A 24,862-nucleotide genomic window follows, 5' to 3' on the forward strand; every position below is an offset into this window, starting at 1 on the left:
TTTCTTATTCAGCCTGGCCAGTCACAGCGTTGTAGGCGGCGCCAGTGCCGCGCACAGCCAGCTTGCCGGCACCGACAACACCTTTGACTGCGGTGCGACCGACGAAGAGGGTCCCGTCTACGGTGTTGTCGACCACTTTTTCCGTCGAACATGCGCTGAGGGCGATCATGCTGATGGCGGCGAAGCCCAGAACGGCCTTGCGGATTACAAAGTTTTTCATCTCTTTACCCTTCCCAACTCGAGGTGTCTGATGTGCGGCCTCTTGGCTGCTGAGGGATATTTACGCCCTTTCCTTATTCAAGAAAAACGAATAAGAAATATATATAAGACGATTTTTACATATGGATGGGCATGATGGATATCACCCTGTTGAAGACGTTCCTAGAAGTGGCGGCGACCGGATCGTTCGTGTCCGCGTCCGAACGGCTTTATGTCACGCAATCCGCCGTGTCCTTGCGTATTCAGCGGTTGGAGGATTCATTGGGCAAGCCGATGTTCACCCGCTCAAAGGCCGGGGCGGAGTTGACGAATGCGGGGCGCGAATTCGAACGTTATGCCCTGTCGATGATCCGCGTCTGGGAAGAGGCGCGCCAGCAAGTTGCCATTCCGGAGGGCTTTACCCGCAGTCTGACGATCGGCGCACAATATTCACTGTGGCCGCGGCTGGGTTTTCGCTGGGTGGATGCGCTGCGCGCAGACATGCCTGATCTGAATATCCGGGCCGAGCTGGGCATGCCCGACCGTCTGACCCGATTCCTGATCGAGGGGATCATGCAGGTCGGGCTGTTATATATGCCGCAACTGCGCCCTGGTCTGATCGCCGACAAGGTGCTGGAGGAAGAACTGGTCATGGTCGCCACGTGGCCCGATGCAGATTTCGATGATCTGGCTGAAAACTATCTGTTCGTCGATTGGGGGCCGGAATTCGTAGGAGCCCATGCGCTGGAACTGCCTGATCTGACCAATCCAGGCCTGACCTTTTCGCTGGGGGCAATGGCGGCGGAGTACCTGATCAACCGCAAAGGTGCGGCCTATCTGCCAGCGCGTTACATCAAACGGTATATCGACGGTGGGCAACTGCATCTGGTGCCGGACGCGCCGCGCTTTCCCTATCCGGTTTGGGCGGTCTGGCGCGATGACCTGGACAACAATACCTACAAGGCCGCCAATGCGGCGCTGGAAAAGGTCGTCGACCTGGCCGAGGCGGATGGCGAAGCGGTGATCGCGCAACTGCGCGACATCAGCGAAGATCAAGAGGTCGAGGTTCTGGGAGAGTAAACCGATCCATGAGTAATACTTCCCTTAACTATAATTAATTTGAATTTCCCTTGACGTTAGCGACGGTCTAAGTGTCCACCCAGCAGAAATGCTCCCGTTCGACGAACAGGACGGGTCACCTTGTTGGGAAAGGATAGACCCATGAAAACCAACGTCTTTATCATTGCAGCGATCAGCGGCTTCGTTGCCGCAGCCGCATCTGCGCAAACGACCGCTTTCGACAACCAGGATGCGTCGGCTGACGCCGTCGAAGACATCGAAGAAGCGATCGAGGATGATCGTGACCGCGATCTGGACCGATTTGGCAACCAGGGCCGCGAAGTGGGCGATTATGGATCGCTGGCATTCCGCGGCACGTCCGTGAACAACGATGGCGACACGACGACCGATGTCGGTTTTGGCCTGCGCTACGGCACATATGACGGCGTGAACGGTTTCGACATCACCGCAAGCCTGGCCTATGGCGAAGCGAATGACGAAGTCACCAAAGACACGTTGCTGGCCGGTGTCGATTACCGCCGCGACCTGACCGACCGTCTGTTCGCCTTTGGCAAGATCGAAGCCGCGTTCGACAACACTGCCGATGAGGCAGGTGATTTCGAACAAGACATCTTTGGCGGTGGCGGTCTGGGGTATCGGATCATCGATACAGCCGGAACCCAGTGGTCGGTTCAGGCTGGTCCCGGCTACCGTTTTGCCGAGCGTATTGACGAGGATCAGGTGTCGGAAGCAGCCGCATCGGTTTCGTCCAACGTGTTCTACAGCCTGTCGGATGCGACCTATGTCACCAACGACACCGACGTGATCTATTCCGAGACGGCGACCACGCTGATCAACGAATTGGCGCTGAACGTGGCGATGACCAACACGCTGTCGCTGCGCACCAGCTACACGACGACGTTCAACAGCGAAACCGACGACGAACTGCGCGACGGTATCAACACGCTGGGTGCATCGGTGATCTATAACTTCGACTGATCCGGAGGTCAGCGATCCCAACGCGCTGGTCGCGTCGGGTCAGGGGGGAGAAGGTGGCGGAGCAATCCGCCACCTTTCTATGTTTAGGGCAACAGCACGCTGTCGATCACGTGGATCACGCCATTCGATGCGATGATATCGGCGGTCGTGACGTTCGCCTCTTCGACTTTTACACCGTTGGTGCCGTCGATATGTACGTTGGCGCCATTCACGGTTGCGACGCTCAGCCGCTGACCTGCCAACTGGTCAGAGGTCACAGCGCCTGGCACGACGTGGTAGGTCAGGATCGCGACAAGCTGATCCTTGTTCTCGGGCAGCAGCAGGTTGTCCACTGTGCCTGCTGGCAGGGCCGCGAATGCCGCGTCCGTCGGCGCGAAGACGGTGAATGGACCGGGGCCCTTCAGCGTGTCCACCAAATCGGCGGCGGTCACGGCGGCGACCAGCGTGTTGAAATTACCGTTCGAGGCGGCGATATCGACGATGTCGGGTTCCGTCATCGGCGCACAGGCGGCAACGATGGCCAGACCGGCAGCGGCGATGGAAGATTTCAAAGCAAAACGACGGTTCATTGGGCAGTCCTTTCAAGTCCCTGTTGACGTCGTTGTTACGCAGCGTTGCCTGATATGGTTGCCGTTCTGACAATCAGTTGAGACCGGCATTGCCGATTGATCCAAATACCATCCGAAAACGTAAGTCTTGTGCGAAATTGATCATTTTGCCAAGGATTGTGCATCATCGCCATCACGGTTCAATCACCCACACGACGAAACGTTTACGGCGACTTGTCGTCAAGATTGCATACGTCTGAAACAATGCCCGCCCGAATGTTTCGGCCTATCCTTCGCTGCAATGCCGCCGGAACGATTGTTTGAGCATTTCAAGCTCGCTCCGCAACAGGGCGATTTCCGCGCGCAGGTCGCCTTCCATCACCTCGTCCGACATCAGGGTAAAGCTGCCAAGCGTATTATCCTGCGCATCGCTGATCACAAAGGTTTGCACCCCGTCGCTGATCAGCCGCGCAGGGATGCTGATGCTGACCAGCCAGACATTCTGGTCGGGATCGTGCTGCAGGTCGGGCCCATCGAGCAGTTTCCCCTGGTGCGTGACCCGCAGTTGCGGTGTATCGTGCCCGGCACCGGACAGGACCCCTTCCCAGATGCCGTGCGCCAGCCGTGTCTTCGTCAGTGCAAGTTTGCCCATGTTCCGTTCTTATACCTCGGCCCGGGGGAACCGGCATATGTTCAGGTCGCGCAGGGTGATCCGGTTCATGGCGGGGTTTTCGAAGATCAGATCGATCCACATTTTCTCGGCCCGTTTTTCGTTGAGTTGGCTATAGGCAAGGTCAAACTCGACATGACCCTCATCTGTGGTTTCGGGCAGCGATAGCAGGATCTGTTCGGTATTCGGTCCGTGTTTGACGTTCAGCCTGGTGTACAGCCGGATCGGCCTTTCCCGGTCGAGCGCTGTGGTCAGCCGGATCAGGTGCCGCCTTTGTAGCCCAGTGCAGGCGCCTTGCGGCAGGTCGAGCACGAGCGACAGAAAGCTGCCGTCGAACTGGAACACCTCGACCGTCACGCCGAAGGCGGCAAGATCATCGTCCCGTGTATTTCGCACCTGCCGCAACGAGATTTCATTGGCCGGGCAATCGTGGAAGACCCCCAGATCCGGCCCCAGCCGTTGTTTGTTAAGCGCCGGAGCGATCCCGCGTTCTGGCAGCGCCCCGCGCCAAAGCTGCGGACGCCAGGCCCAATCGGTGCCCGCAGGCCGAGGAAAAGTGTTTGTCCCAATGCGTGGCAGGGCCAGCCGGTCATTGGCGATATAAGTCAGTTCCCGCAGCGGATTGCGTAGTTGCCGCGCCTGTTGCCGTTGCGCCCGGAGCGCCGACAGATCAGCCGTGACCGCCGCCCTTGCGGCGGCCTGCCACCGCCGCAGCGCCCGCTGGTGCAGCATCCGCCCTATCAGACCATCGGGGTTTATCGCCATGTTCGTCCCAAACGTTGCCCCTTGTGTTTAGTGTAGCGGCAAAGAATTGTGAAATTGCTTATGTTTCGGGGCTTTCGCCGGGCCGTGTCGGCACAAGACCGTTGACCACCCGTCCCAGCAGCCACGTACCTGTATCCCCATCCATCGGCGCCGCTGCCAGACCGCGCACGGCCACCGTCACCAGCCGCCCGCCGATATCGGTGAATGCCCGCCATTCCTCGTTGCCCATGCCGTCGACGGGTGGCGTGCCGTCGTCACGAAAATGCACGGTGACGGTGTTTTCGTCGGTTTTCGTGTCCAGTACCTCGATCTGGTTTGCGTCGCCTGAATTGCTGAGCAGCTGCGCCCCTGCAGCGGTTTGCATCAGATTGCGCAAGGTCTCTTCCTCGCCCGCGACGGTGCCGCTGGCTGCAGCACCGACCTGTACCGTGGCGACACCCAGCACGTCCGGCGCGGGGTCACGGCCGCCCAAGGTGGCGCAGGGGGCCATGACGGCAAAGCCGTTGGCGGGCGTGCTGGTGGCGGGGTCGATGCAATAGCCCGCCGGGGCGGTTGCCATGATGTCGCCCTGGACGAGTGCCACCGATTTGGCGGGTCGCTGCTGGTCGCAGGCAGCAAGCGTCAGCGCCGCCATGACGAAGGAAACCCGCAAGATCAGAGGTCCATATAGATGTGCTTTTCCGCCTTGGCGCCCGGATGGGTGACCGCACCCTTTTGCGCCCCGCCAACAAGTTGCGCGTATTTCCATAGCGCGCCGGAGGCGTAGATCGTCTCTTTCGGGCCTTTCCAGTTGGCTTTGCGCGTTGCCAGTTCCTCATCCGTCAGATCGACGGACAATTCACCGGTGATCGCGTTGATGGTGATCACGTCGCCGTCTTCCAGCATGCCGATGGGCCCGCCATGCGCGGCCTCTGGCCCCACATGGCCGACGCAGAACCCGCGTGTTGCGCCTGAAAAGCGCCCGTCGGTGATGAGCGCAACCTTTTTGCCCATGCCTTGCCCAGATAGCGCCGCTGTCGTGGCCAGCATTTCGCGCATGCCCGGACCACCGGACGGCCCTTCGTTACGGATGACGATGACCTCGCCTTCCTTATAGCCGCGCTGTTTGACGGCCTCGAACGCCTCTTCCTCGGATTCGAAGACGCGCGCGGGTCCGGTGAAGACCTGTTCCTCTTCCGACATGCCCGCGACCTTTACGATGGCACCCTCGGGCGCAAGGTTGCCCTTCAGCCCGACGACGCCGCCGGTTTTGGTGATCGGGTTTTCGACGGGGTAGATGACGCGACCATCAGCCTCGCCCGTTACGCGGTCGATTTCTTCACCGATGGTGCGTCCGCTGGCAGTGACGCAATCCTCGTGGATCAGGCCCGATTTGCGCAGCTCTTTCATCACCACCGGCACGCCACCCGCCTCATAGAGATCCTTTGCCACATATTGTCCGCCCGGTTTCAGATCGACGAAATAAGGCGTGTCACGGAAAATGTCGCAGACATCCTCTAGCGTGAAGTCGACCCCGGCCTCATGCGCAATCGCGGGCAGGTGTAGCCCGGCATTGGTCGATCCGCCGGTACAGGCCACGACGCGCGCGGCATTTTGCAGCGATTTCAATGTGACCACATCGCGGGCGCGGATGTTCTTGTCGAGTAGGGTCATGACCGCTTCGCCGGACGCAATGCCGTATTCTCCCCGGCTCTCATAAGGTGCTGGCATACCCGACGAGTTGAACAGCGCGAGGCCGATGGCCTCGGACACGCAGGCCATTGTGTTGGCGGTAAACTGGCCACCACAGGCTCCGGCGCTTGGGCAGGCAACACGTTCCAGAACAGCGAGTTGCGCGTCCGAGACATCGCCCGCCTGATAGCGACCAACGGCTTCGAACATGTCTTGAACCGTGAGATCACGGGAGGCGAAATCGGCGGGAACATCTGCGCCGTCGGGCACCTTGCCCGGAAGGATCGAGCCGCCATACATGAAGACCGACGGCGTGTTCAGACGTACCATCGCCATCATCATCCCCGGCAGGGATTTGTCACAACCGGCGAGGCCCACGATCGCGTCATAGCAATGGCCGCGCATGGTCAGTTCCACCGTATCGGCAATCGCCTCGCGGCTGGCGAGTGAGGACCGCATCCCTTCATGCCCCATCGCGATGCCGTCCGTGACCGTGATCGTCGTGAACTCGCGTGGGGTGCCGCCTGCGGCTTTCACGCCTGTCTTGACCGACTGCGCCTGCCAGTTCAGCGCGATATTGCAGGGCGCGGCTTCGTTCCAGCAGGTCGCGACGCCGACGAAGGGCTGGTTGATCTCGGCTTCTGTCAGTTCCATCGCGTAGAAATAGGACCGATGCGGTGCGCGGGCGGGACCTTCGGTCACGTGACGGCTGGGCAGTTTGGTCTTGTCGGTCTGATTCTTGAGCATCTGTTCGTCTCCCGGAAACTGATGAAAGGGGTCTAAATAGAGGGCGTTGCCGGTGCAAGTGTTGTTGCACCCGCGTTGCGGCCCCGTCATGGTTGGGCGATGAGCGATCACCAGACCCCATATGCGCCGCATCAGGCGTTTATCGCACCCGCTTGGACCCGGTCCGAACGGTGGCGCATTGCGGTGATGATCATCTGCTTCGAAGTCGCATTTTTCACCCTGCCACCGATCCTGGCAAGTCTTCTGGGTCCCGACGGGGCAGAGGCGTTTTATGATGGGGTCACGACGTGGGCGACCCTTTTGCAGTTTGGTATCTTCGGATTGGTCGGCTGGGCCTTTGTCATCGTTTTGCGGATCGTGCACGCACGCGGCTTCTGGTCGTTGATCGGCGCGCCCGAACAGGCGCTGGCCGATCTGTGGCGGGTGGTACTGGGTGTTGGTTTTCTTTTGCTGGTGCTGGAGTTTCTGCCGCCATGGCTGCCGCTTTCAGAGATGGCCGAAATCCGTGATCCGCTATGGTGGGCCCTGATGATCGTACCGGGGCTGATCGTGCTGCTGTTGCAGGTCGGAACGGAAGAGATCTATTTCCGCGGTTATCTGCAGCAACAGCTCGCCTGTCTGTCGTCATCGCGGTTGATCTGGATGGTGCTGCCGTCGATGATCTTCGGTTTTGCGCATTACGGCAATGGCGAAGGAACTGCGGACAGCACTTTGTGGATGATCTGGGCGACGGCGCTTGGCCTGGCCTGCGCGGACCTGACGGCCCGAACAGGGACGTTGGGTGCGGCGATCGGCCTGCATTTGGCCAACAACTTTTTCGCGCTGATGGTGTTGGGCATCGAAGGGCAACCTGCGTCGGGTCTGGCCTTGTTTCTGTATCCGGCGATCGACCGCGAAGGCTTTGATTTCAGCGCGCAGGCGCTTGCGACACCGGGTGCGATGTTCGAACTTGCCATCATGTGCATGACGGTTCTGGTCATGTGGCTGGCCGCCCGGATCGCGTTGCGCCGTTGATTGCATTCCGCATCAGTGAGGCATATTTCAGGTCTGTAAAGCAAAAGGTCGCCCGATGAACTGGATCACCAATTACGTCCGCCCTACGATCAATTCGCTGTTTTCGCGACGCGAAGTGCCTGAAAACCTTTGGACCAAGTGCGATTCCTGCGGGACGATGCTGTTTCATCGCGAATTGGCCGACAACCTGAACGTCTGCACGAATTGCGGGCATCACATGGCCATCGGTGCGCGCGACAGGCTGCGCTCGATCTTTGATGGCGGCATCTTTGTCGAGGTGCCGGTGCCCGAGCCGGTTCCCGATCCGCTGCATTTCCGCGATCAGAAACGCTATACCGACCGGATCAAGGAAGCGCGCCGCAAAACCGGCGAAAAAGATGCGATGCTGGTGGCCGAGGGGGCCATGGGCCGCACGCCTGTCGTCGTGGCCGTGCAGGACTTTTCCTTTATGGGCGGATCGATGTCGATGTATGTGGGCAATGCGATCGTTGCTGCCGCTGAGCGCGCGGTCGCCCTGAAACGCCCGTTGATCCTGTTTTCCGCCGCCGGTGGTGCCCGGATGCAAGAGGGTATCCTGGGCCTGATGCAGATGCCCCGGACGACGATCGCGGTGCAGATGCTGAAGGAGGCGGGCCTGCCTTATATCGTGGTCCTGACCCATCCGACGACGGGTGGTGTGACGGCATCCTATGCGATGCTGGGTGATGTCCAGATCGCCGAACCCAACGCGCTGATCGGCTTTGCCGGTGCGCGCGTGATTGAACAGACGATTGGGGAACAGCTGCCCGAAGGCTTCCAGCGCGCCGAGTACCTGCTGGATCACGGCATGCTGGACCGGGTGACCAAGCGGACCGATCTGAAGGACGAGCTGGTCACGATCGTACGCCTGCTGATGAAGCAGGATGCGCCGGTCAAAGGGGACCTGCCCGCGCCCGAGATTACCTCTGAAGCCGCCGAAGAGCTTGCGGCGGCGGAAGAAGAGGCGAAGTGACAACCCGATCCGATGTGATCCTGGACCGGATGATGACCTTGCACCCCAAAGTCATGGATCTGGTGCTGGATCGCGTGTGGCATCTGTTGGAGGCGGTCGGCAATCCGCAGAACGCGCTGCCCCCGGTGATCCATATTGCAGGGACGAATGGGAAGGGCTCGACCCAGGCGATGATCCGCGCGGGGTTGGAGGCGGGTGGCGCGAAGGTGCATGCCTATACCTCGCCCCATCTGGCGCGGTTTCATGAACGGATCAGGTTGGCAGGCGAACTGATTTCCGAGGATGCGCTGACCACCGTTCTGGATCGTTGCTATACCGCGAACGACGGTCAGCCGATCACGTATTTCGAGATCACGACTGTTGCTGCGCTGCTGGCCTTTGCCGAGACCGATGCCGATTACACCTTGCTCGAGGTCGGTCTGGGTGGCCGATTGGATGCGACGAACGTGGTGGACCGGCCCGCACTGACGATCATCACCCCCGTCGATCTGGACCACCAGCAATATCTGGGCGAAACGCTGCCCGAGATCGCGGGCGAAAAGGCCGGGATCATCAAGCGCGGGGTGCCGTGTGTCGTCGGGCCGCAGCACGATGACGCCTTGGCCGTGATCGAACGACAGGCGGCGCTGATGGGCGCGCCGCTGCTGGTCCATGGTCAGCACTGGCATGTCACGATAGAGCGGGAAAGGCTGGTCTATCAGGATGAACGCGGGTTGCTCGATCTGCCCCCGCCCAATCTGCCGGGTCCGCACCAGATCATGAATGCGGGCGCGGCGCTGGCCGCTTTGCGCGCTTTGGGTCAGGATGAAGCGGCCTGCGAGGCTGCCGTGACCCGCGCCTATTGGCCCGCCCGGATGGAGCGGTTGACCAAAGGTGCGCTGGTGGATCTGGTCGCACCTGCTGAGCTTTGGCTGGATGGCGGGCATAACCCGGCAGCGGGGCGCGCACTTGCCGATACGTTGGCGGCCATGCCCAAACGCCCGACCTATCTGATCTGCGGGATGCTGAAGACCAAGGATGTCACGGGCTATATGGCCCCACTCACCGCCCATGCCGAAAGCCTGTACGCCGTGTCCATCCCCGGTGAAGCCGCGACCCTGACCGCGACCGAGACCGCGGCGGCGGCGGCAAAGGTGGGGATGATCGCCCACGAAGCCACCGATGTTCGCGCGGCCCTTGCAGCGATCACCGAAACCGCGCCAAATGCCCGTATCCTGATCTGCGGATCGCTTTATCTGGCGGGCCATGTGATGCGAGAGAATTTTCGATGAAGTGTTTTTTGACCGCCGCCCTGACCCTGTTCGCCACAAACGCCCATGCGGCGGATTTCTATTTTTGCTGGAAGGGAGCGAATGATTATACGATGACCGGACAAATGACCCTTGCCCCCGGTGCGCTGAACAAACCGCTCGTGACCGAGGACGACGTGACCCTGTTCAAGATCGCAGGTTACAAGGACGGGCAGTTGCTGGGGAAATGGGACATGGCAAGCCGCGAGCCCGATGATAGCTGGATGTTGCGCTACAATCCTGCCCGCAGTTCTTTCATGACCCCGGGCGAGATCGGTCTGGGCGTCAGCCAGGCCTGGAATGCGGACGGTACGGCAGAGGATTGCGGCAATCCTGGCTTTGGCTTCAATCTTGGAAACTATGCGCAGGATTTCTGCGTGAACGGCGTGTGGGTCGAGGAAAGCGGGATGCCCCCCGAAACGCCGTTCCTTGTCAGCGCGATCCCTGTGGATCCAAGCTGCCGCGTCTATGCGCCGGTGAGCTAGCGCAATGAAGACCGCCATTGCTGGTTCGTTTGCCGTCCTTCTATTCTGCGCCGCTTTATTCATTTTCGTGCTGGGCGGGATGCAAACCTGGAAAGCGCGGGCGAGCAAAACCTGGCCAGTCACGACGGGCCAGATCACCTATGCCGCAACCGAAAGTGGCGGCAGCGGAACCAATTATAAACAAACTCCGGTGGTCAAGTACCGCTACGACGTTGAGGGACAGGACTACCGCGCGGAGCGGATCGCGTTCGGCCCGACCCCAAGCGAAGGTGGCTCCAAACCGGTCTTTACGACAGATCGGCGTGACCGCATCATGCGCTTCGCGCAACGCAACGCCGGGGAGGCCGTCGACGTCTACTACAATCCGCGGTCACCGGATGAAGCGGTGCTATTGCCCGGCGGCGGTTTGTTCTTGCTGATCTATCTGTTTGCCGTCGCGCTATGCGCCGGCATGAGTTTCATCTGTTGGCTCATCGCCAGCGGGCGCGTCAAAACCTGATGGCTTTCGCTACGGCGGCTGATAGAGCCATATGACTTTTCGAGGTGGCAATGACTGACCATAACCGCAAACCATCACTGCCCACACGCATCTCGCAAGCCTTGCATTTCGAAGAAGATGGCACGGGTGCCGTCACCCCCGCGATCCAGCCAGCGGCGACGTATGCGCGGGATGCGGATTATGCGGTGCAGAAACCGTATTTTTACCGCCGCGATGGCAATGGCGCGACGGTGCAGGCCGAGGCGATGATCGCCGAGATGGAGGGGGCGGTGGAAACTCTGTTGTTTTCGTCCGGTATGTCGGCCTGTACGGCGGTGATCGAACATCTGCCAGCGGGTGCGCATGTCGTGGCACCGAAGGTGATGTATCATGGCGTGCTGGATCAGCTGCAGCGTTATGCAGCGAAGGGGCGGTTAGAGGTCAGCTACTACACAGCCGGTAGCCTGGATGAACTGGCTGCAGCCACCCGGGATGGAACGGCGCTGGTCTGGGTCGAGACCCCGAACAACCCGAATTGGGAAGTGACGGATATCGCCGCCGCCGCCGAGATTGCCCACGGCGCCGGTGCAAAGCTGCTGACCGATTGTACAGCCACCCCGCCTTGCATGACACGCGCATTGGATCTGGGCGCAGATATCTCGTTTCATTCGGCCACCAAGTATCTGGGTGGGCATTCCGATGTGAGCGCGGGGGCGCTTTCGGTGCGCGCGACGGGCGATCATTGGGACGACATCGCCTTGATCCGCAAGTTGCAGGGGACGGTTTTACAGTCGTTCGATGCCTGGCTATTGATCCGGGGCATGCGCACATTGTATCTGCGGGTCGAAAGGGCATGCGCCAATGCAATGGCCATTGCCCGGCACTTTGAAGGGCACGGAGGGATCGAGGCGGTCCTGTATCCGGGCCTGCCTTCTGATCCCGGTCATGCGGTCGCGAAACGCCAGACTGACGGCCAGTTCGGCGGCATGATGTCGATGATCGTGAAGGGAACCGAACAGACGGCCATCGACGTTTGCCGGTTTTGCGAGGTGTTTTACCCGGCGACATCGTTGGGTGGGGTGGAAAGCCTGATCGAACACCGCAAGACAGTGTCGGGTGAAGGCTTTCCAGTGCATCCGCGTCTGTTGCGCCTGTCGATCGGGATCGAGGACGCAGATGATCTGATCTATGACCTTGAACAGGCGCTTAGCCGGGCGGGTGCCGGTTGATCTGGATTTGCCCCGCATGAAGAAAGCAGGTCTTGGTGAACATGTTCAGGTCAACGGGGTTTGGCAATCGCACATGGGACAGGTCTGGCATCGTATCGGCGCTTTCCTCATAGGCACGATCGATCTGCGAGATCGCGACGATGATCAGGCGCCGGCGCTGCGCATAAGATGAAAGTGCGGCGACTTGGGCCGCCAGCAGCGGATTGGATCGCCTTTGATCCAGCAGCTGCAGGTAGTCGACAATGATGACCTCGCCAGTCGCGGCATCCGCCGTTTTTGTGATGATGTAATCCGCGGATATCTCGTCTGACGTGTCGAGAATGAAATTGGCGCCCAGCGCACGTGGTTCGGTGCCGATTTGGCGGAGCCGCCGGATGACATCGACCGTCGTGTATTCCAGCGTGAAGAAGTAACCGCGTCGGCCAGCCCTGACCGCATCGGTCAAAAGGCGAAGCGCCATCAGCGTTTTGCCGTGACCGGGTCGCGCGCCCAGCAGGATAAAATCACCCGGCGTGAATGGGTTGCCCTGTGCGGACAAATGGCTCCAACTTTGGAAGCCCTCGGCGCGGGCGAGTTGATCCAGCGCCTGATGGTGACGGATACCCCGGTCGCGGGCGAGCGCTTTGGCCTTGCGTTTCAGCGCGGGAATGGAAGCAGAGAGGATCATGGCATACCTTTCATTGCGGGTCGGATGTCACATGCCCTCGTTCTGCGAATGCCCGGAAAGGTGATTTGATCTGGCGATGCCCTGCCGGTTGCTTGCTTCCCCTTCACGGAGGGCGGGAGGCCGGGACAGCGGCCTAGTCATCATCATAAACGGCTATCCACCACCCGCAAAGACCAGATTTTCGCCGATTCGCGAATCAGAGGATTGACGGCGAATCACTTGTTCGTCTAGATTCGCCGACAACGAGGCGTCCAGAGAAATAAGGCGTAGCAGAGCAGTCTTGGCAGGGCGAGTGGGCAGGCGTTAAGCCTGTCTTCTTGTTTTCGGGCCATGGTTTTTTGCAGACAAACTGGAAGAGGCCCCGGATCAGGTCGGGGGCGGGTATTCTTGTATACTGCGATAGCTTTCACACAGACGTGAGCCGCATTGGCATGTCGTTAGGTCGCAGAAACTCGGAATCCGCGCGGGAACGCCTATAGTAAATATAAGGATGTTTGATCGGAGAGTTTCATGAAAAATGCCCCAATCACCCGCCGTACCCTTCTTGCAACCTCGGGCGCCACATTGGTGACCGGTGCCTCGGGGCTCCTCGTCCCTGCGCAAGCGCAAGGCGTCGCCCCGACCCAGACAATGCGGGGCGGGTCGAACAATTATCGCCCCGGTGCCCCGATCGTCGAACGGATCGGTGGCGGCGGTTTCTGGATGACCGGTACTGTCCGTCGTGCCGGTGACGGCGCGCCGCTTGCGGGTCAGCGTATTCAGATCTGGGCCCATACGACCGAAGGACATGAGCGGGATGAGCGCAGTCATGGCGCGACGCTGACCGACGCGAATGGTGAGTTCCGGCTTGAGATGCCCCAGATCGTTCCTGCGTTCGGGCAGGCGCATGGGCATCTGGCCTATGACAGCGGCGAATTCGAAACCGTGTTTCTGCGCCCTGTGATGGACAGCCCGAATGACACGACCCTCGCCGCGCATTTCGTACTGCAACCCGCCTGATGACACGCGCCCGTGCGGTCCTGATCTGGGCAGGCCTGGGCGCTGCGATGATCACCCCCTTGGCCGCGGCGGCGTTCAGCCCGTTTCTGGCATGGCGTGAACCGATCTATATCATCGCGGGGTTTGCGGGGATTATCGGAATGGCTGCGATGCTGGCGCAGCCTTTGCTTGTTGGTGGCCACCTGCCCGGACTGGGCGGCCAAACCGGGAGAAGAGTTCATCGGTGGGTGGGTGCAACGATCGTCGCGGCCGTCGTCGTCCATATCATCGGCCTGTGGATCACAAGCCCACCGGACGTGATTGACGTATTGTTGTTCCGATCCCCGGCACCCTTTTCGCTGTGGGGCGCTATCGCGATGTGGGCGGTCTTTGCTGCAGCATTCATGGCGCTGCTTCGCCACCGACTGCCCTTGCGCGCGTGGCGCCTGGGTCATTCAGCCTTGGTAGCCATCACCGTAGGTGGGACCGTCGCACATGTTTTGTTGATCGAGGGCACGATGGAAACCGTCACCAAATACGGGTTGAGCATCCTCGCCATTCTCGCCCTGCTCAAGGTCATCATCGACCGCCGTGCCTGGGTGATCAAACGCCGTTCATTGTCCGATAGGTCGGCATGATATCCCCCTTTGCCGGGGTCGCCGCGTAAACGCCACGGCAAATGGCACGGCTGAGGCAGATGGCGGCCACAGCCCCGATGTCGCGCATTCTTTGCCGATCGACGCCGGTTTCATCACCCATCGCGATACCAAAGACCAGATCACCGTCATGCGGCGTATGTGCGGGCACAATCGCCCGCGCGATCCCGTCATGTGCGGTCACCGCGAGCCGGTGACACTGCGTTTTGGTCAGCGGCGCGTCGGTCGCGACGATGGCGATCGTCGTGTTCATCCTTTCTGATACAGCCTGCATCATCGCCTCTTCCTTGCGGCTGACGGCGGGCAGTACGTAGTCGGTGATTGTATCAGGCCCGATCCCGCCGAACTCGCCCTCCATTTCAAACGGTGCTGCCCAGAAGTGCCGGTCGCCGGGGGTCGTGACGCTGCCCAGCGGATTGACCGCCACCAGAGCGCCGACGGTCGTTCCGTCGGGCAAGATGGCCGAGGCGGACCCCAAGCCCCCCTTTTGCATCCCGGCCAATGCGCCGGTGCCGGCCCCAACGCTGCCGATTTCAAAGCCCTTGTCTGCCGCCTCGAGCGCCCGCCGCCCCAGTTTTCGATAGGGGTTTTCGGTCCAGTTCTTTTGCCCGCCATTGATCAAATCAAAGATGATTGCCCCCGGAACGATCGGCACATGCATGTCCCCGATCGCATAGCCGCGCCCCATGTCCCGCAAAGCATCCGCAACACCCGATCCGGCATCCAGACCAAAGCCCGATCCACCTGAAAGCACAATCGCATCCACCTGCGTAACGGTCCTGTCCGGCGCCAGCAAATCCGTCTCGCGCGTGCCGGGCGCGCCACCCATGACGTGCACGCTGGCGGTGAACGGTTTGCCGGCGGTCAGGACAGTGCTGCCGGATTTCAGCCGGTCGTCCTGCGCGTTGCCGACCTTCAGCCCCGCCACATCCGTGATCAGGTTGCGCGGTCCTTTAGATACAGCGGCCACCGTCCACCTCCATCGCCACGCCTGTGATCATGCTCGCCTCGTCCGAGCAGAGGAAACAGGCGGCGTTCCCTAGGTCTTCGGGCGTCGAGAAACGCCCCAAGGGGATCGTCGCCAGGAACTTTGCCCGCATCTCGGGCGTGTCCTCGCCCATGAAGGATTTCAGCAAAGGCGTCTCGCCCGCCACCGGGTTCAGCGCATTGACCCGGATGCCATGCGAGGCGAGTTCCACCGCCATCGTCTTGGTCGCCGTGATCATCCAGCCTTTGGAAGCGTTGTACCAGTTCAGCCGCGGACGCGGGGACACCCCCGCAGTGGAGGCGATGTTCAGGATCACCCCGGACCCCTGGGCCTTGAATTGCGGCACGAAGTTGCGGGCGGTCAGGTAGACCGCCTTCATGTTCACATGAAACAGGCGGTCGAAGTCGTCTTCGCTGACATCCTCTAAGGCGGCGGGCAGATGGGTGACGCCCGCGTTGTTCACCAGAATATCCAGCGTGTCGTCTTTTTTGATCCGTGCCGCCATGTCCGCGACCGACGCGCCGTCTGCGACGTCACAGGCCACCGCCACGCCGCCGATCTCTTGTGCTATCTTCCTTGCGTTATCGGCGCTGATGTCGGCCACGAAGACCCGCGCGCCCTCTGTCGCGAATTTCCGGGCGATCCCGGCGCCGAAACCGGACCCGCCCCCTGTCACCACCGCCGTCTTTCCTGAAAGTCGCATCCCCTCACCCATGCCAAGCCGCCACGGTTTTCAGCGTAGAGAAGCCATAAAGCGCCTCAAACCCCTTTTCGCGCCCATGGCCCGATTTGCCGATGCCGCCAAAGGGCAGTTCGACGCCGCCGCCCGCGCCGTAGTTGTTGATGAAGACCTGACCGGATTTCAACGCCTTGGCGAGGCGCATCTGCCGCCCGCCGTCGCCGGTCCATATCCCGGCGACAAGGCCGTAATCGGTGCCGTTTGCGATGTGTAGCGCCTCCGTTTCGTCGTCAAAGGGGATCAAGACTTGTACGGGGCCGAAGACTTCATCTTGCGCAAGTGTGTGGTCCGGTGGAACATCGGCAAAGAGCGTCGGTTGCACATAGTGCCCCTTGGCATCGGTCGCGATTTTGCCTTGGGCGGCGATGGGCAGGTCCGCACCTCGCTCCAGAAAATCGGTCACGATCTTTTTCTGTCTGGCCGAGATCAGGGGCCCGACATCCAGATCGCTGATCGCCGGGCCGACGCGCAGCTTCCGATAGGCATCGGTCATCCGGGCCGATACTTCATCATAAACGCTGCGCTGTACCAGAATGCGGCTGGAGGCGGAACAGGTCTGACCGGCATTCTGGATGCCCGCGTTGATCAAAAAGGGCAAAGCGCGGTCGAGGTCGGCATCGTCAAAGACAAGCTGCGGGGACTTGCCGCCGAGTTCCAGCGTAACCGGGATCACGTTTTTCGCCGCTGCCGCCTGGATCATCTCACCCGTCCGCACCGAGCCAGTGAACGACATATGCTGCACGCCCGGATGTGCTGCCAGCGCGGCCCCGGCCTCTGACCCAAGGCCCGTCACGACGTTCAGGGCGCCTGCAGGCAGGCCGGCCTTCATGGCGATGGCCGCGAAGGCGAGCGCGGTCAAGCAGGCGTCTTCTGCCGGTTTCAGAACGCAGGCATTGCCCATCGCCAGCGCGGCCCCAACCGACCGCCCGATGATCTGCATCGGATAGTTCCATGGGATGATGTGGCCGGTGACGCCATGCGGTTCGCGCAGGGTGTAGACGGTGTAGCCATCAAGGTAAGGGATTGTTTCGCCATGGATTTTATCAGCAGCGCCGCCGTAGAACTCCATGTAGCGGCCCAGTGCCAAAGCGTCGGCACGCGCTTGTTTGAGGGGCTTGCCGACATCCAGCGCCTCGATCTGCGCAAGCGTATCAATATGATCCAGCACAGCGTGACCGATGCGGTTCAGGACGCGACCACGCTCTGCTGCGGTCATCTTGCCCCACGCGCCGTCGCGGGCGACCTGCGCTGCAATCACTGCCGCATCGATCTGCCCTTTGCCGCCGCGTGCAATCGTTGTCAGCGACGCACCATCCGACGGGTTCGTGACTTGGATCGTGGCCTCGCCACGAATCCAAGCGCCCTCGATCAGGTGGCAGGCCTCGGGAATATCAAACGGTTTCAATGGCATGTGGTAACTCCGGCAGTGTTGGCGCGGCGGCGATGAGGGTTTCGGTATAGGGGTGCTGCGGGTTGGTGAAGACCGCTTCGGTCTCACCCTGTTCCACGATCTTGCCTGCCTGCATGACCATCACACGGTCGGTCACTTCGCGCACGACCGAAAGATCGTGACTGATGAACAGATAGGCGAGCGACCGTTTGCGGCAGAGGTCGGCGATCAGGTCGAGAACCTGCGCGCGGACCGAGACATCGAGCGCGGACACGGCTTCATCAAAGATGATCAGTTCCGGTTCGATGATCAGCGCGCGGGCAATCGCGATCCGCTGCCGCTGCCCGCCTGAGAATTCGTGGATGTATTTGCCCGCGTCGTCCGGTGACAGGCCAACATCCTGTAAAGCCTTGGAGATAGCGGCGGCGCGTCGTTTCCCAGTGGGTGGCTTCTCTAACAGATGAAACGGTTCCGTTATCAACCGCTCTACCCTATGCTGCGGGTTGAAGCTACCATAGGGGTCCTGAAAGACGACCTGCATCTTGCGCCGCACGGCGAGATTCGGCCCGGCGGAAAAGACCGGTTCGCCGTCCGAGGTGATCTCGCCCCCCTGCACGTCCTCCAGCCCCAGAATGGCGCGTGTGAGGGTCGATTTTCCGCACCCGCTTTCGCCGACCAACCCCACCCGTTCGCCATGGTCGATGTGGAAAGAGACGTCATCCAGTGCGCGAAACATCGGGCGTGGCCCGAGTATTTTTTGGCGTGATAATGGGTAGTCTCGGACGATGTGCTTTGCGTGCAGAAGGTGTACACACGCTGTGCGCACACTTGTGCGCACGGGCAGGTCGACCTTGTGAGCCGAAGCCTCAAACAGCGCCCGCGTATAAGGGTGCTGCATGTCCGTCAGAAGGTGCTTGGTGGGGCCGGTTTCGACCACCCGGCCCTTTTGCATGACGACAATCTGATCGGCCATATCCGCCACGACGGCGAGGTCATGCGTGATCAGCAACAGCCCCATGTCGAAATCCCGCACGAGGTCTTGCAACAGGTCCAGAATGCGGGCTTGGGTGGTGACGTCGAGCGCTGTCGTCGGCTCATCCGCGATCAGCAGTTTCGGGCGCAGCGCAATCGCCATGGCAATCACGACACGCTGCCGCTGCCCGCCGGACAGCTCATGCGGGTAGCGCGTTGGCGCGACCTTTAGTCCGACCCGTTGCAGCATCTCGGCGGCGCAGGCCTGCGCTTTGGCCTTCGAGGTCTTTTCGTGGATCAGGATCGTCTCGGCCACCTGATCGCCGATCGTCCGCACCGGGTTCAGTGCCGTCATCGGTTCCTGAAAAACCATCCCCATCGCATTGCCGCGCATGTCGCACAGGTCGGCTTCGGGCGTTTTCAGGATGTCGGTGCCGTCCAGCAGGATTTGCCCCGACGGCGTTGCCCCTTGCGGCAACAGACCCATCACCGACAGGGCCGTCATCGACTTGCCCGACCCGCTTTCGCCGGTGATCGCCACGATCTCGCCCGGTTTCATCGACAGGCTGACCTCGTGCAGGATGTCGAAGTTGCCGATGGACAGCGACAGGTTGTTGATGGTGAGCAAACTCATACCCGCGCCACCCTGATCCGCGGGTCAAGCCAGTCGCGCAAACCGTCACCCAGCAGGTTCAGCCCCAGCACCATCAAGAGGATCGCAAAGCCCGGCACCAGCGCCGTATGCGGCGCAATGCTGACCAGCGTTTGCGCATCCGCCAGCATCCGCCCCCAACTGGCGGTCGGGGGCTGCGCACCGAGACCAATGTAGGACAAAGCGGCCTCGGCCAGGATACCCAAGCTGAACTGGATCGTCCCCTGCACGATCATCAGGTTGGTGATGTTGGGCAGGATATGTTCGACAGAGATGCGCGTCGCCGACTTGCCGCAGACGCGGGCGGCGAGGATGAAATCGCGCTCCCATAACGGCAGTGCCGCGCCGCGTGCCAAACGGGCGAAGACGGGGATGTTGAAGATGCCGATGGCGATGATCGCGTTGACGGCAGAGGCGCCGAACACGGCGGTGATCAGGATCGCGATCACAAGCGACGGGAAGGCGAAGACGAGGTCATTGCCGCGCATGATCAGCTCGTCGAGCAGCGATCCTTTCCGTGCGGCGGCGAGCAAACCCAGCGGAATGCCCAGCCCCATGCCGATGCCGACAGCGACGAGGGCAACGGCAATCGATGTGCGCGCGCCCATCATGATCATCGACAGGATATCTCGCCCGAATTGGTCGGTGCCGAGCACGTTCGTTCCGTCTGGCGGATGCAGTTTGTTCGGGATGTCGAGCGTTTCGATGTTGTAAGGTGTCCAGAGGAAGGACAAAATCGCCAATCCGATGAAGAACACGGTCATGACGCCGCCGATGATCAGGTTGCGGCTCATGCCTTTGTCCTCAAACGCGGATCGACGAGGGCATAAGCGAGATCGACGAGGAAATTCACCACGATCACGGTGAAGACCAGCAGCATCACCACGCTTTCCACGACGATCAGGTCGCGCGCGCTGATCGATTGGAAGATGAGCCGCCCGAGGCCCGGCAGAAAGAAGACCTGTTCGATGATGATCCCGCCTGCGAGCAGGAACGAAAACTGCAGCCCGATGATCGTCAGCACTGGGATCAGCGCGTTGCGCACCGCGTGGCGCCACAACGCTTGGCGGCGGGTCAGGCCCTTTGCGCGGGCGGTGCGGATGAAATCCTCGCCCAGCATGTCCAGCAGCGATGACCGCATGACGCGGGCCAGGATCGCCGCTTGCGGCAGGGCGAGGGCGATGGCTGGCAGGGTGAGAGCCTTGATCGCTTGCAGGGGGTCATCCCACCCCGGAAACCCGCCCGCGCTGAACCAGCGCAGGTTGATGGCGAAGATCAGGACAAGGATCATTGCGAACCAGAAATTCGGGATGGCGACGCCCAGTTGGGTCGCGCCCATGATCGTGATGTCACCTGCCCCACCGCGCTTGCTGGCCGCAAAGATGCCCGTTGGGAAGGCGATGAGGGTGGACAGGATCAGGGCGTAGGTGGCGAGTGGGAGGGAGACCCAGATGCGGTCGGCGATAAGGTCTGACACTGGCGTTTTGTAGGTCCAGGATTGCCCGAAATCGCCTTGCAGCAAGCCGGTGATCCAACTGAGGTAACGGGTGATCAATGGCTGATCGAGGCCCATTTCCGCGCGCAAAGCTGCGATCGTATCGGGCCGCGCATTGACCCCCAGCATGAAGGCTGCGGGGTCGCCGGGGATAACCTCAATCACCGCGAAGATAACGAGCGAGGCCACGAACAGGCTGATGATTAGTGAGGTCAGACGGCCCAGCGCATAGCGGATCATGGGCTGGTCTCTTGCAGTGCCGGGGCGAAGGTAACCTCGCCCTTCGGTGCTGTGTCATTCAGGATGATGTATTGGACGATGGCGGGGTCGATATTCTTGTGGGTCAGGTTGCCGTCAGAGATGAACCCCATCGGCCCGTAAACCGCAGGTCTGCCGATGAGGACACATCCGGCGGCACCGCGTGTTTTCAGTTGGCCCAGCCCCTCATGCGCGAGTTTGGTGCCGATGCCCTGCTTTTGCCGGTCGGCCCGCACAGAGATTGGCCCGAGCCCGTACCAATCGCCCGCGGCTTCGCTGATCTGGGCGGGGGAGAAGGCGACATGGCCGATGATCTCACCGTCTTTTTCGGCGACGAGCGATAATGTCAGGTCCCTGTCGATGCGCATCTGATCGAGCGCCGCGCCTTCATTCCCGTCGGCATAGGGCATGGGGGCGAAGGCGACATCTGTGAGTTGTCGGATCGTCGTTATGTCAGCGGGGGTTTCGGGACGGATCAGCATTCGGATACAAGAACTCTGTTATCCAACCGTCCTGCCCGGCGATGCCCTATTCGCCCCAACTCACGCCCGTCAAATCCACCGCCGCTGTCGGCTGGTTCACCCAAAGCCCCTGCAATTCAGCTTTGGCAACGGTCGCGACTGCCAGTTGGAACAGATACCCGTTGACGTAATCGTCGGCGATGATCGTCTGTGCTTCGTTCATCAGCGTCGTGCGGGCATCAGGGTCGGTCGTTCCGTTCAGCTCTTCCATGAGCGCCTGGAATTCCGGGTTGTCGTATTGGAAGTAGTAGTCGGGGTTCGCGTAGATCCCGATATCCATCGGCTCCGTGTGGCTGACGATGCTCAAGCCGAAATCCTTGTTCGTGAAGACCTCTTCGATCCACTGTGCCCATTCGAGGTTCGTGATCTCGGTTTCGATTCCGACATCGCGTAATTGCGCGGCAATGATCTCACCACCGCGCCGCGCATAGGAGGGGGGTGGCAGTTTCAGCGTTGTGGTGAAGCCATCGGCAAAGCCCGCCTCGGCCAGAAGTTCCCGCGCCCGGTCGGGGTCAAAGGGGGATTTGCTGGTCAGGTCGAGATAGGCGGGGTTATGCGGCGCGAAATGCGTGCCGATGGGGGTACCCAGCCCGAACATGGCCCCGTCGATGATCGCTTGCCGGTCGATAGCATGGGCGATCGCCTCACGCACCAGCGGATTGTCGAACGGAGGCATCTTGTTGTTGGTCGACAGGATCGTCTCGCCTTCGGTATTGCCGACGAGGACCTGGAACCGTGGATCAGCCTCAAACTGTGGCAGGTTTTCGGGGGCGGGGAAACCGATGAATGCGTCCACATCCTCGGCCATCACGGCGGCAAAGGCGGCGGTCGGATCGCTGATAAAGCGGAACGTCGCGCTTTCCAGCGCGGGGGCCTCGCCCCAGTAATCCGCGTTGCGGGTCAGTTCGATCCGGTCGCCCTGCACCCAATCGGTGAAGGTGAACGGGCCGGTGCCGATGGGGTTGGCGGCGATATCGGCGATGCTTTCCTCGGCCACGATCACCGCATCGCCCCAGGCCATATTGAACAGGAAATTGCCGTTTGGCTGGGCCAGCGTGACCTGCACCGTCAGTGGATCGACGACGGTCACATCGGTGATGCCCTCAAACAGACCCTTCTGCGCATTCGTGCTGTCCTCGGCCCGTGCGCGGTCAAGGCTGAATTTCACGTCTTCGGCATCCATCGTGGTGCCGTCGTGAAAGGTCACCCCGGCGGCGAGGTTGAAGGTATAGACGAGGCCGTCCTCGGAGATATCCCAGCTTTGCGCCAGACCGCGGATGATCGACCCATCGGCATCAAAGCGGGTCAGACCCTCGAACACGTTGGCATAAAGCACCGAGTCAATCGCCTGCGCAGCCCCGCCCGTGGGGTCGAGGTTCGGCGGCTCGAGTTGGATGGCAATGGTGATGCTGTCCTGCGCCAGAGCGGTCGTGGCGGTCAGGCTGAAGGCGGCGGCGAGCCGTGTGATATGGTGCATGTGATCCCCCTGTTGTTGGTGGAGAGTGTTGACGCAAGGGTGGGGTAAATCAAGGGGTCACGCGCGATGGAAAGCTGGCGATGAGACTGATAACGAGTGGCAGACAGGGAGGTTTGATCAATGACCGACATGATGGCTTTGCCGCGCTACCGGCACCAGACGATCGCTGATCTGCAGCATATGGTGCTGGAGCCGCTGATCCGGGATCGGGTGGCGATTGCCTATCCGAAGGACGAAGAGCGGAGTGAACTAACCGATCTGGCAGGCGTGGCGATCTGGGCGAGCGTGTCGGAAGAGGTGGACGCAAAAATCCGTGAGCAGGTCAAGGGCGGGGTGTTTCCGGTGCGGCTGAAGGCCGAGGAATGGAATTCGGGTGAGATCAACTGGCTGCTGGACGTGATCGCGCCGAACCAGAAGACGACGGTGTCGGTGATTTCGAACTTCAAGCAGGTTGTGAAAGATGGCGACCTGCGGTTGCACCCGATCGTGACGCGGTTGGTGGATGCGGAGACGTTGGAGAAAATGGGGGCGAGTAAGGTGGGAGAAGTGAAATGAGTGAACAAGTTTGGATTTGCATGCCCCAAACCAACACCCAGCTGACTCGTGGTTTCTGGAGCGGCTTCCGTAGTGATGACCCTCCGAACCACTACTTCAAAAATCAGGGTAAAATTCTCGAAAAGATGCTTAACGGACAGCTGCTCAAAAAAGACGAGTTGCCATCAGAATTTTATCATTATGAGAAAAGAAAATTTCGTGAGACACTACCGCAGGTGTTTCACTCAGGCTACATTTTTGTGAATAAGAAGGCGGCCGACGTACTTCGCCAATTTGATATGGGACAAGGCGGTCCTAATGGAATCACTCTTTTTGAGCATGACAAGGTAACAAAGGTTTCGACGGACATAAGCCTTCTCAATTATGGCAATGCCAAGGACACTGTCATCTTAGATAAAAGCAAACAACTTGAGCCATTGGGGTCAGTTGAAGGCGTTTATCATCCTGATCTCCCTCGGCCAGATGATGAGGACATCGTCGTGAGACGAAACTCCTTGGATGGGCCAGATCTTTGGGTTGATCCACGGGTTTGGTATTGCTTCTTCGTGAGTGATAAATTGGCTCGAGCTCTAATCAAAGAAAAATTGAAAAACGCTTTCCGAATGCGACGTTGCCGCGTCGTTTAATGTACTTTGAAGATTAAGATAAATTTACAGGTTCTCAAATGGTAGATGAAGTTTCGCGCAATGACAACGTGACTGTTTTTGGGTTTCGAGTTCACCATAGCAATCCGGTGAAGCTATTCAAAATATCGGAATTTAAGAATCTATTTAATCAGCTAGGAATAAATCAGCAAGCGTAGGATGGGTGCTCGCACCCATGCTTAAATCGAAAAGCCGCGCCTATACGGCACCTTAACCCTCTGCCGTCATCTTTCACCCATGACGGCTTATCGACGCAATCGCCAAACGGGAGGCACCTATTTTTTACGGTCAACCTCGCGCGCCGTGATCAAACGCTGCTTGTCGATCACATCCAACATCTCCGCGATGCTGTCGGCGCAACCCGTCGCGGACGGCCTTTTCAAATCGACGCCATGGTGATCCTGCCTGATCACCTGCATGCGATCTGGACCCTGCCTGAAAACGATGCCGATTTCTCGACCCGCTGGCGGTTGATCAAATCGCGGTTCTCGCGGGCCATGGACCTTCGGCAACCGCGCGGGCGGTCGCAACGTCTCAAAAATGAACGCGGGATTTGGAAACGGCGGTTCTGGGAACACACGATCCGGGATGAGGCGGATTATGCCACGCACATGGCTATTGTTGGGGCAATCCGGTGAAACATGGCCTTGTGGCGCGGGCGGTGGATTGGCCGCATTCGTCACTGATCGGGATATTCGGGCCGGGCAGGTGTCGTCGGCATGGGGTG

General features: G+C 60.3%; 28 protein-coding genes. 13 read left to right on the plus strand and 15 right to left on the minus strand.

The genetic code is table 11. The features are described 5' to 3' along the window. Nucleotides 1–4 precede the first annotated feature (4 nt). A complete protein-coding gene (locus V8J85_RS14935) occupies nucleotides 5–220 on the minus strand; it encodes a hypothetical protein (protein ID WP_339954560.1) in 216 nt (71 codons plus the stop codon). A gap of 131 nt (nucleotides 221–351) precedes the next feature. On the opposite strand from V8J85_RS14935, the gene V8J85_RS14940 reads away from it, so the two are divergent. Beyond that, nucleotides 352–1,278, plus strand: coding sequence for a LysR family transcriptional regulator (locus tag V8J85_RS14940; protein ID WP_339954561.1), 927 nt, complete (start codon nucleotides 352–354; stop codon nucleotides 1,276–1,278). 141 nt (nucleotides 1,279–1,419) lie between these two features. Then, entirely contained in the window at nucleotides 1,420–2,256 is an 837-nt protein-coding gene (locus tag V8J85_RS14945; RefSeq protein ID WP_339954562.1) for a DUF481 domain-containing protein, read from the plus strand. 83 nt (nucleotides 2,257–2,339) lie between these two features. On the opposite strand, the gene V8J85_RS14950 is transcribed toward V8J85_RS14945, so the two are convergent. From V8J85_RS14950 to ilvD, 5 genes are all read right to left on the minus strand, one after another. Beyond that, a complete protein-coding gene (locus V8J85_RS14950) occupies nucleotides 2,340–2,825 on the minus strand; it encodes a fasciclin domain-containing protein (protein WP_339954563.1) in 486 nt (161 codons plus the stop codon). Between the two features lie 265 nt (nucleotides 2,826–3,090). After that, on the minus strand, nucleotides 3,091–3,456 hold the full coding sequence (locus tag V8J85_RS14955; protein WP_339954564.1) for a hypothetical protein: 366 nt from the start codon (nucleotides 3,454–3,456) through the stop codon (nucleotides 3,091–3,093). A 9-nt stretch (nucleotides 3,457–3,465) separates the two neighbouring features. Next, nucleotides 3,466–4,239: a DUF6478 family protein gene (locus V8J85_RS14960; RefSeq protein WP_339954565.1), complete on the minus strand. Its 774-nt coding sequence runs from the start codon at nucleotides 4,237–4,239 to the stop codon at nucleotides 3,466–3,468. A 58-nt stretch (nucleotides 4,240–4,297) separates the two neighbouring features. Next, nucleotides 4,298–4,891 carry a dihydroxy-acid dehydratase gene (locus V8J85_RS14965; RefSeq protein WP_339954566.1) on the minus strand — a complete coding sequence of 198 codons (594 nt, stop codon included), beginning with the start codon at nucleotides 4,889–4,891 and terminating at the stop codon, nucleotides 4,298–4,300. 2 nt (nucleotides 4,892–4,893) lie between these two features. Next, nucleotides 4,894–6,657 (minus strand): dihydroxy-acid dehydratase, encoded by a 1,764-nt coding sequence (gene ilvD, locus V8J85_RS14970; RefSeq protein ID WP_339954567.1) that lies wholly within the window; start codon nucleotides 6,655–6,657, stop codon nucleotides 4,894–4,896. 99 nt (nucleotides 6,658–6,756) lie between these two features. Between ilvD and V8J85_RS14975 the strand changes: the two genes are divergently transcribed. Genes V8J85_RS14975 through V8J85_RS15000 form a run of 6 tightly spaced genes read left to right on the plus strand, consistent with a single transcriptional unit; the run spans nucleotide 6,757 to nucleotide 12,143 of the window. Further along, a complete protein-coding gene (locus V8J85_RS14975) occupies nucleotides 6,757–7,671 on the plus strand; it encodes a CPBP family intramembrane glutamic endopeptidase (RefSeq protein ID WP_339954568.1) in 915 nt (304 codons plus the stop codon). 55 nt (nucleotides 7,672–7,726) lie between these two features. After that, entirely contained in the window at nucleotides 7,727–8,662 is a 936-nt protein-coding gene (gene accD, locus V8J85_RS14980) for an acetyl-CoA carboxylase, carboxyltransferase subunit beta (protein ID WP_339954569.1), read from the plus strand. Between the two features lie 29 nt (nucleotides 8,663–8,691). Continuing rightward, the gene (locus V8J85_RS14985) at nucleotides 8,692–9,933 is read left to right on the plus strand and encodes a bifunctional folylpolyglutamate synthase/dihydrofolate synthase (RefSeq protein ID WP_339954705.1); all 1,242 of its coding nucleotides are present in this window, start codon (nucleotides 8,692–8,694) and stop codon (nucleotides 9,931–9,933) included. Further along, nucleotides 9,930–10,436 (plus strand): hypothetical protein, encoded by a 507-nt coding sequence (locus V8J85_RS14990; protein WP_339954570.1) that lies wholly within the window; start codon nucleotides 9,930–9,932, stop codon nucleotides 10,434–10,436. The genes V8J85_RS14985 and V8J85_RS14990 overlap by 4 nt, the downstream gene beginning before the upstream one ends. A 4-nt stretch (nucleotides 10,437–10,440) precedes the next feature. Continuing rightward, on the plus strand, nucleotides 10,441–10,935 hold the full coding sequence (locus tag V8J85_RS14995) for a DUF3592 domain-containing protein (RefSeq protein WP_339954571.1): 495 nt from the start codon (nucleotides 10,441–10,443) through the stop codon (nucleotides 10,933–10,935). Between the two features lie 50 nt (nucleotides 10,936–10,985). Next, nucleotides 10,986–12,143: a trans-sulfuration enzyme family protein gene (locus V8J85_RS15000; protein ID WP_339954572.1), complete on the plus strand. Its 1,158-nt coding sequence runs from the start codon at nucleotides 10,986–10,988 to the stop codon at nucleotides 12,141–12,143. Here V8J85_RS15000 and V8J85_RS15005 read toward each other — a convergent pair. Then, complete coding sequence (locus V8J85_RS15005; protein ID WP_339954573.1) at nucleotides 12,121–12,810, minus strand: DNA helicase; 690 nt, start codon at nucleotides 12,808–12,810, stop codon at nucleotides 12,121–12,123. The two genes, V8J85_RS15000 and V8J85_RS15005, sit on opposite strands and share 23 nt — an antisense overlap. A gap of 510 nt (nucleotides 12,811–13,320) precedes the next feature. On the opposite strand from V8J85_RS15005, the gene V8J85_RS15010 reads away from it, so the two are divergent. Both V8J85_RS15010 and V8J85_RS15015 read left to right on the plus strand, forming a co-directional pair. Then, a complete protein-coding gene (locus tag V8J85_RS15010; RefSeq protein ID WP_339954574.1) occupies nucleotides 13,321–13,809 on the plus strand; it encodes a twin-arginine translocation pathway signal in 489 nt (162 codons plus the stop codon). After that, the gene (locus V8J85_RS15015) at nucleotides 13,809–14,426 is read left to right on the plus strand and encodes a ferric reductase-like transmembrane domain-containing protein (RefSeq protein ID WP_339954575.1); all 618 of its coding nucleotides are present in this window, start codon (nucleotides 13,809–13,811) and stop codon (nucleotides 14,424–14,426) included. Before V8J85_RS15010 ends, V8J85_RS15015 begins: the two co-directional genes overlap by 1 nt. On the opposite strand, the gene V8J85_RS15020 is transcribed toward V8J85_RS15015, so the two are convergent. From V8J85_RS15020 to V8J85_RS15055, 8 genes are read right to left on the minus strand one after another with little or no spacing between them, the layout of a single operon-like run. Beyond that, the gene (locus V8J85_RS15020; RefSeq protein WP_339954576.1) at nucleotides 14,392–15,414 is read right to left on the minus strand and encodes a P1 family peptidase; all 1,023 of its coding nucleotides are present in this window, start codon (nucleotides 15,412–15,414) and stop codon (nucleotides 14,392–14,394) included. The genes V8J85_RS15015 and V8J85_RS15020 overlap by 35 nt on opposite strands. After that, on the minus strand, nucleotides 15,398–16,135 hold the full coding sequence (locus tag V8J85_RS15025; protein ID WP_339954577.1) for a glucose 1-dehydrogenase: 738 nt from the start codon (nucleotides 16,133–16,135) through the stop codon (nucleotides 15,398–15,400). The genes V8J85_RS15020 and V8J85_RS15025 overlap by 17 nt, the downstream gene beginning before the upstream one ends. Nucleotides 16,136–16,139: 4 nt before the next feature. After that, nucleotides 16,140–17,582: an aldehyde dehydrogenase family protein gene (locus tag V8J85_RS15030; RefSeq protein ID WP_339954578.1), complete on the minus strand. Its 1,443-nt coding sequence runs from the start codon at nucleotides 17,580–17,582 to the stop codon at nucleotides 16,140–16,142. Further along, nucleotides 17,563–19,167: an ABC transporter ATP-binding protein gene (locus V8J85_RS15035; RefSeq protein ID WP_339954579.1), complete on the minus strand. Its 1,605-nt coding sequence runs from the start codon at nucleotides 19,165–19,167 to the stop codon at nucleotides 17,563–17,565. The genes V8J85_RS15030 and V8J85_RS15035 overlap by 20 nt, the downstream gene beginning before the upstream one ends. Continuing rightward, nucleotides 19,164–19,979: an ABC transporter permease gene (locus tag V8J85_RS15040; protein WP_339954580.1), complete on the minus strand. Its 816-nt coding sequence runs from the start codon at nucleotides 19,977–19,979 to the stop codon at nucleotides 19,164–19,166. The genes V8J85_RS15035 and V8J85_RS15040 overlap by 4 nt, the downstream gene beginning before the upstream one ends. Beyond that, a complete protein-coding gene (locus V8J85_RS15045) occupies nucleotides 19,976–20,920 on the minus strand; it encodes an ABC transporter permease (RefSeq protein ID WP_339954581.1) in 945 nt (314 codons plus the stop codon). Before V8J85_RS15045 ends, V8J85_RS15040 begins: the two co-directional genes overlap by 4 nt. Continuing rightward, nucleotides 20,917–21,420 (minus strand): GNAT family N-acetyltransferase, encoded by a 504-nt coding sequence (locus tag V8J85_RS15050; protein WP_339954582.1) that lies wholly within the window; start codon nucleotides 21,418–21,420, stop codon nucleotides 20,917–20,919. Before V8J85_RS15050 ends, V8J85_RS15045 begins: the two co-directional genes overlap by 4 nt. A gap of 46 nt (nucleotides 21,421–21,466) precedes the next feature. Then, a complete protein-coding gene (locus V8J85_RS15055; protein ID WP_339954583.1) occupies nucleotides 21,467–22,936 on the minus strand; it encodes an ABC transporter substrate-binding protein in 1,470 nt (489 codons plus the stop codon). Nucleotides 22,937–23,056: 120 nt separating this feature from the next. Here V8J85_RS15055 and V8J85_RS15060 point away from each other — a divergent pair, with 120 nt between their 5' ends. The 3 genes from V8J85_RS15060 (at nucleotide 23,057) to V8J85_RS15070 (ending at nucleotide 24,773) form a co-directional block, all read left to right on the plus strand. Beyond that, nucleotides 23,057–23,491 (plus strand): toxin-activating lysine-acyltransferase, encoded by a 435-nt coding sequence (locus V8J85_RS15060; protein ID WP_339954584.1) that lies wholly within the window; start codon nucleotides 23,057–23,059, stop codon nucleotides 23,489–23,491. Continuing rightward, nucleotides 23,488–24,117: a hypothetical protein gene (locus V8J85_RS15065; RefSeq protein WP_339954585.1), complete on the plus strand. Its 630-nt coding sequence runs from the start codon at nucleotides 23,488–23,490 to the stop codon at nucleotides 24,115–24,117. The genes V8J85_RS15060 and V8J85_RS15065 overlap by 4 nt, the downstream gene beginning before the upstream one ends. A 332-nt stretch (nucleotides 24,118–24,449) precedes the next feature. Continuing rightward, nucleotides 24,450–24,773, plus strand: a complete 324-nt coding sequence (locus V8J85_RS15070; protein ID WP_445285912.1) for an REP-associated tyrosine transposase — start codon at nucleotides 24,450–24,452, stop codon at nucleotides 24,771–24,773. The last annotated feature ends 89 nt before the right edge of the window (nucleotides 24,774–24,862 follow it).

It is taken from the genome of Yoonia sp. 2307UL14-13 (assembly GCF_037572755.1).
Taxonomy (GTDB): Bacteria; Pseudomonadota; Alphaproteobacteria; order Rhodobacterales; family Rhodobacteraceae; genus Yoonia.

Excerpts from the sequence above, each read along its gene's own strand:
- V8J85_RS14950 (WP_339954563.1), bottom strand. The coding sequence starts at position 2,825 with ATGAACCGTCGTTTTGCTTTGAAATCTTCCATCGCCGCTGCCGGTCTG.
- V8J85_RS15035 (WP_339954579.1), bottom strand. The coding sequence starts at position 19,167 with ATGAGTTTGCTCACCATCAACAACCTGTCGCTGTCCATCGGCAACTTC.
- V8J85_RS15050 (WP_339954582.1), bottom strand. The coding sequence starts at position 21,420 with ATGCTGATCCGTCCCGAAACCCCCGCTGACATAACGACGATCCGACAA.
- V8J85_RS14985 (WP_339954705.1), top strand. The coding sequence starts at position 8,692 with ATGATGACCTTGCACCCCAAAGTCATGGATCTGGTGCTGGATCGCGTG.
- V8J85_RS14955 (WP_339954564.1), bottom strand. The coding sequence starts at position 3,456 with ATGGGCAAACTTGCACTGACGAAGACACGGCTGGCGCACGGCATCTGG.
- V8J85_RS14990 (WP_339954570.1), top strand. The coding sequence starts at position 9,930 with ATGAAGTGTTTTTTGACCGCCGCCCTGACCCTGTTCGCCACAAACGCC.
- V8J85_RS15060 (WP_339954584.1), top strand. The coding sequence starts at position 23,057 with ATGACCGACATGATGGCTTTGCCGCGCTACCGGCACCAGACGATCGCT.
- V8J85_RS14995 (WP_339954571.1), top strand. The coding sequence starts at position 10,441 with ATGAAGACCGCCATTGCTGGTTCGTTTGCCGTCCTTCTATTCTGCGCC.
- V8J85_RS15040 (WP_339954580.1), bottom strand. The coding sequence starts at position 19,979 with ATGAGCCGCAACCTGATCATCGGCGGCGTCATGACCGTGTTCTTCATC.
- V8J85_RS15055 (WP_339954583.1), bottom strand. The coding sequence starts at position 22,936 with ATGCACCATATCACACGGCTCGCCGCCGCCTTCAGCCTGACCGCCACG.
- V8J85_RS14960 (WP_339954565.1), bottom strand. The coding sequence starts at position 4,239 with ATGGCGATAAACCCCGATGGTCTGATAGGGCGGATGCTGCACCAGCGG.
- V8J85_RS15015 (WP_339954575.1), top strand. The coding sequence starts at position 13,809 with ATGACACGCGCCCGTGCGGTCCTGATCTGGGCAGGCCTGGGCGCTGCG.
- V8J85_RS14940 (WP_339954561.1), top strand. The coding sequence starts at position 352 with ATGATGGATATCACCCTGTTGAAGACGTTCCTAGAAGTGGCGGCGACC.
- ilvD (WP_339954567.1), bottom strand. The coding sequence starts at position 6,657 with ATGCTCAAGAATCAGACCGACAAGACCAAACTGCCCAGCCGTCACGTG.
- V8J85_RS15030 (WP_339954578.1), bottom strand. The coding sequence starts at position 17,582 with ATGCCATTGAAACCGTTTGATATTCCCGAGGCCTGCCACCTGATCGAG.
- V8J85_RS15065 (WP_339954585.1), top strand. The coding sequence starts at position 23,488 with ATGAGTGAACAAGTTTGGATTTGCATGCCCCAAACCAACACCCAGCTG.
- V8J85_RS14935 (WP_339954560.1), bottom strand. The coding sequence starts at position 220 with ATGAAAAACTTTGTAATCCGCAAGGCCGTTCTGGGCTTCGCCGCCATC.
- V8J85_RS15025 (WP_339954577.1), bottom strand. The coding sequence starts at position 16,135 with ATGCGACTTTCAGGAAAGACGGCGGTGGTGACAGGGGGCGGGTCCGGT.
- V8J85_RS14975 (WP_339954568.1), top strand. The coding sequence starts at position 6,757 with ATGAGCGATCACCAGACCCCATATGCGCCGCATCAGGCGTTTATCGCA.
- V8J85_RS14945 (WP_339954562.1), top strand. The coding sequence starts at position 1,420 with ATGAAAACCAACGTCTTTATCATTGCAGCGATCAGCGGCTTCGTTGCC.
- V8J85_RS15000 (WP_339954572.1), top strand. The coding sequence starts at position 10,986 with ATGACTGACCATAACCGCAAACCATCACTGCCCACACGCATCTCGCAA.
- V8J85_RS15045 (WP_339954581.1), bottom strand. The coding sequence starts at position 20,920 with ATGATCCGCTATGCGCTGGGCCGTCTGACCTCACTAATCATCAGCCTG.
- accD (WP_339954569.1), top strand. The coding sequence starts at position 7,727 with ATGAACTGGATCACCAATTACGTCCGCCCTACGATCAATTCGCTGTTT.
- V8J85_RS15010 (WP_339954574.1), top strand. The coding sequence starts at position 13,321 with ATGAAAAATGCCCCAATCACCCGCCGTACCCTTCTTGCAACCTCGGGC.
- V8J85_RS15005 (WP_339954573.1), bottom strand. The coding sequence starts at position 12,810 with ATGATCCTCTCTGCTTCCATTCCCGCGCTGAAACGCAAGGCCAAAGCG.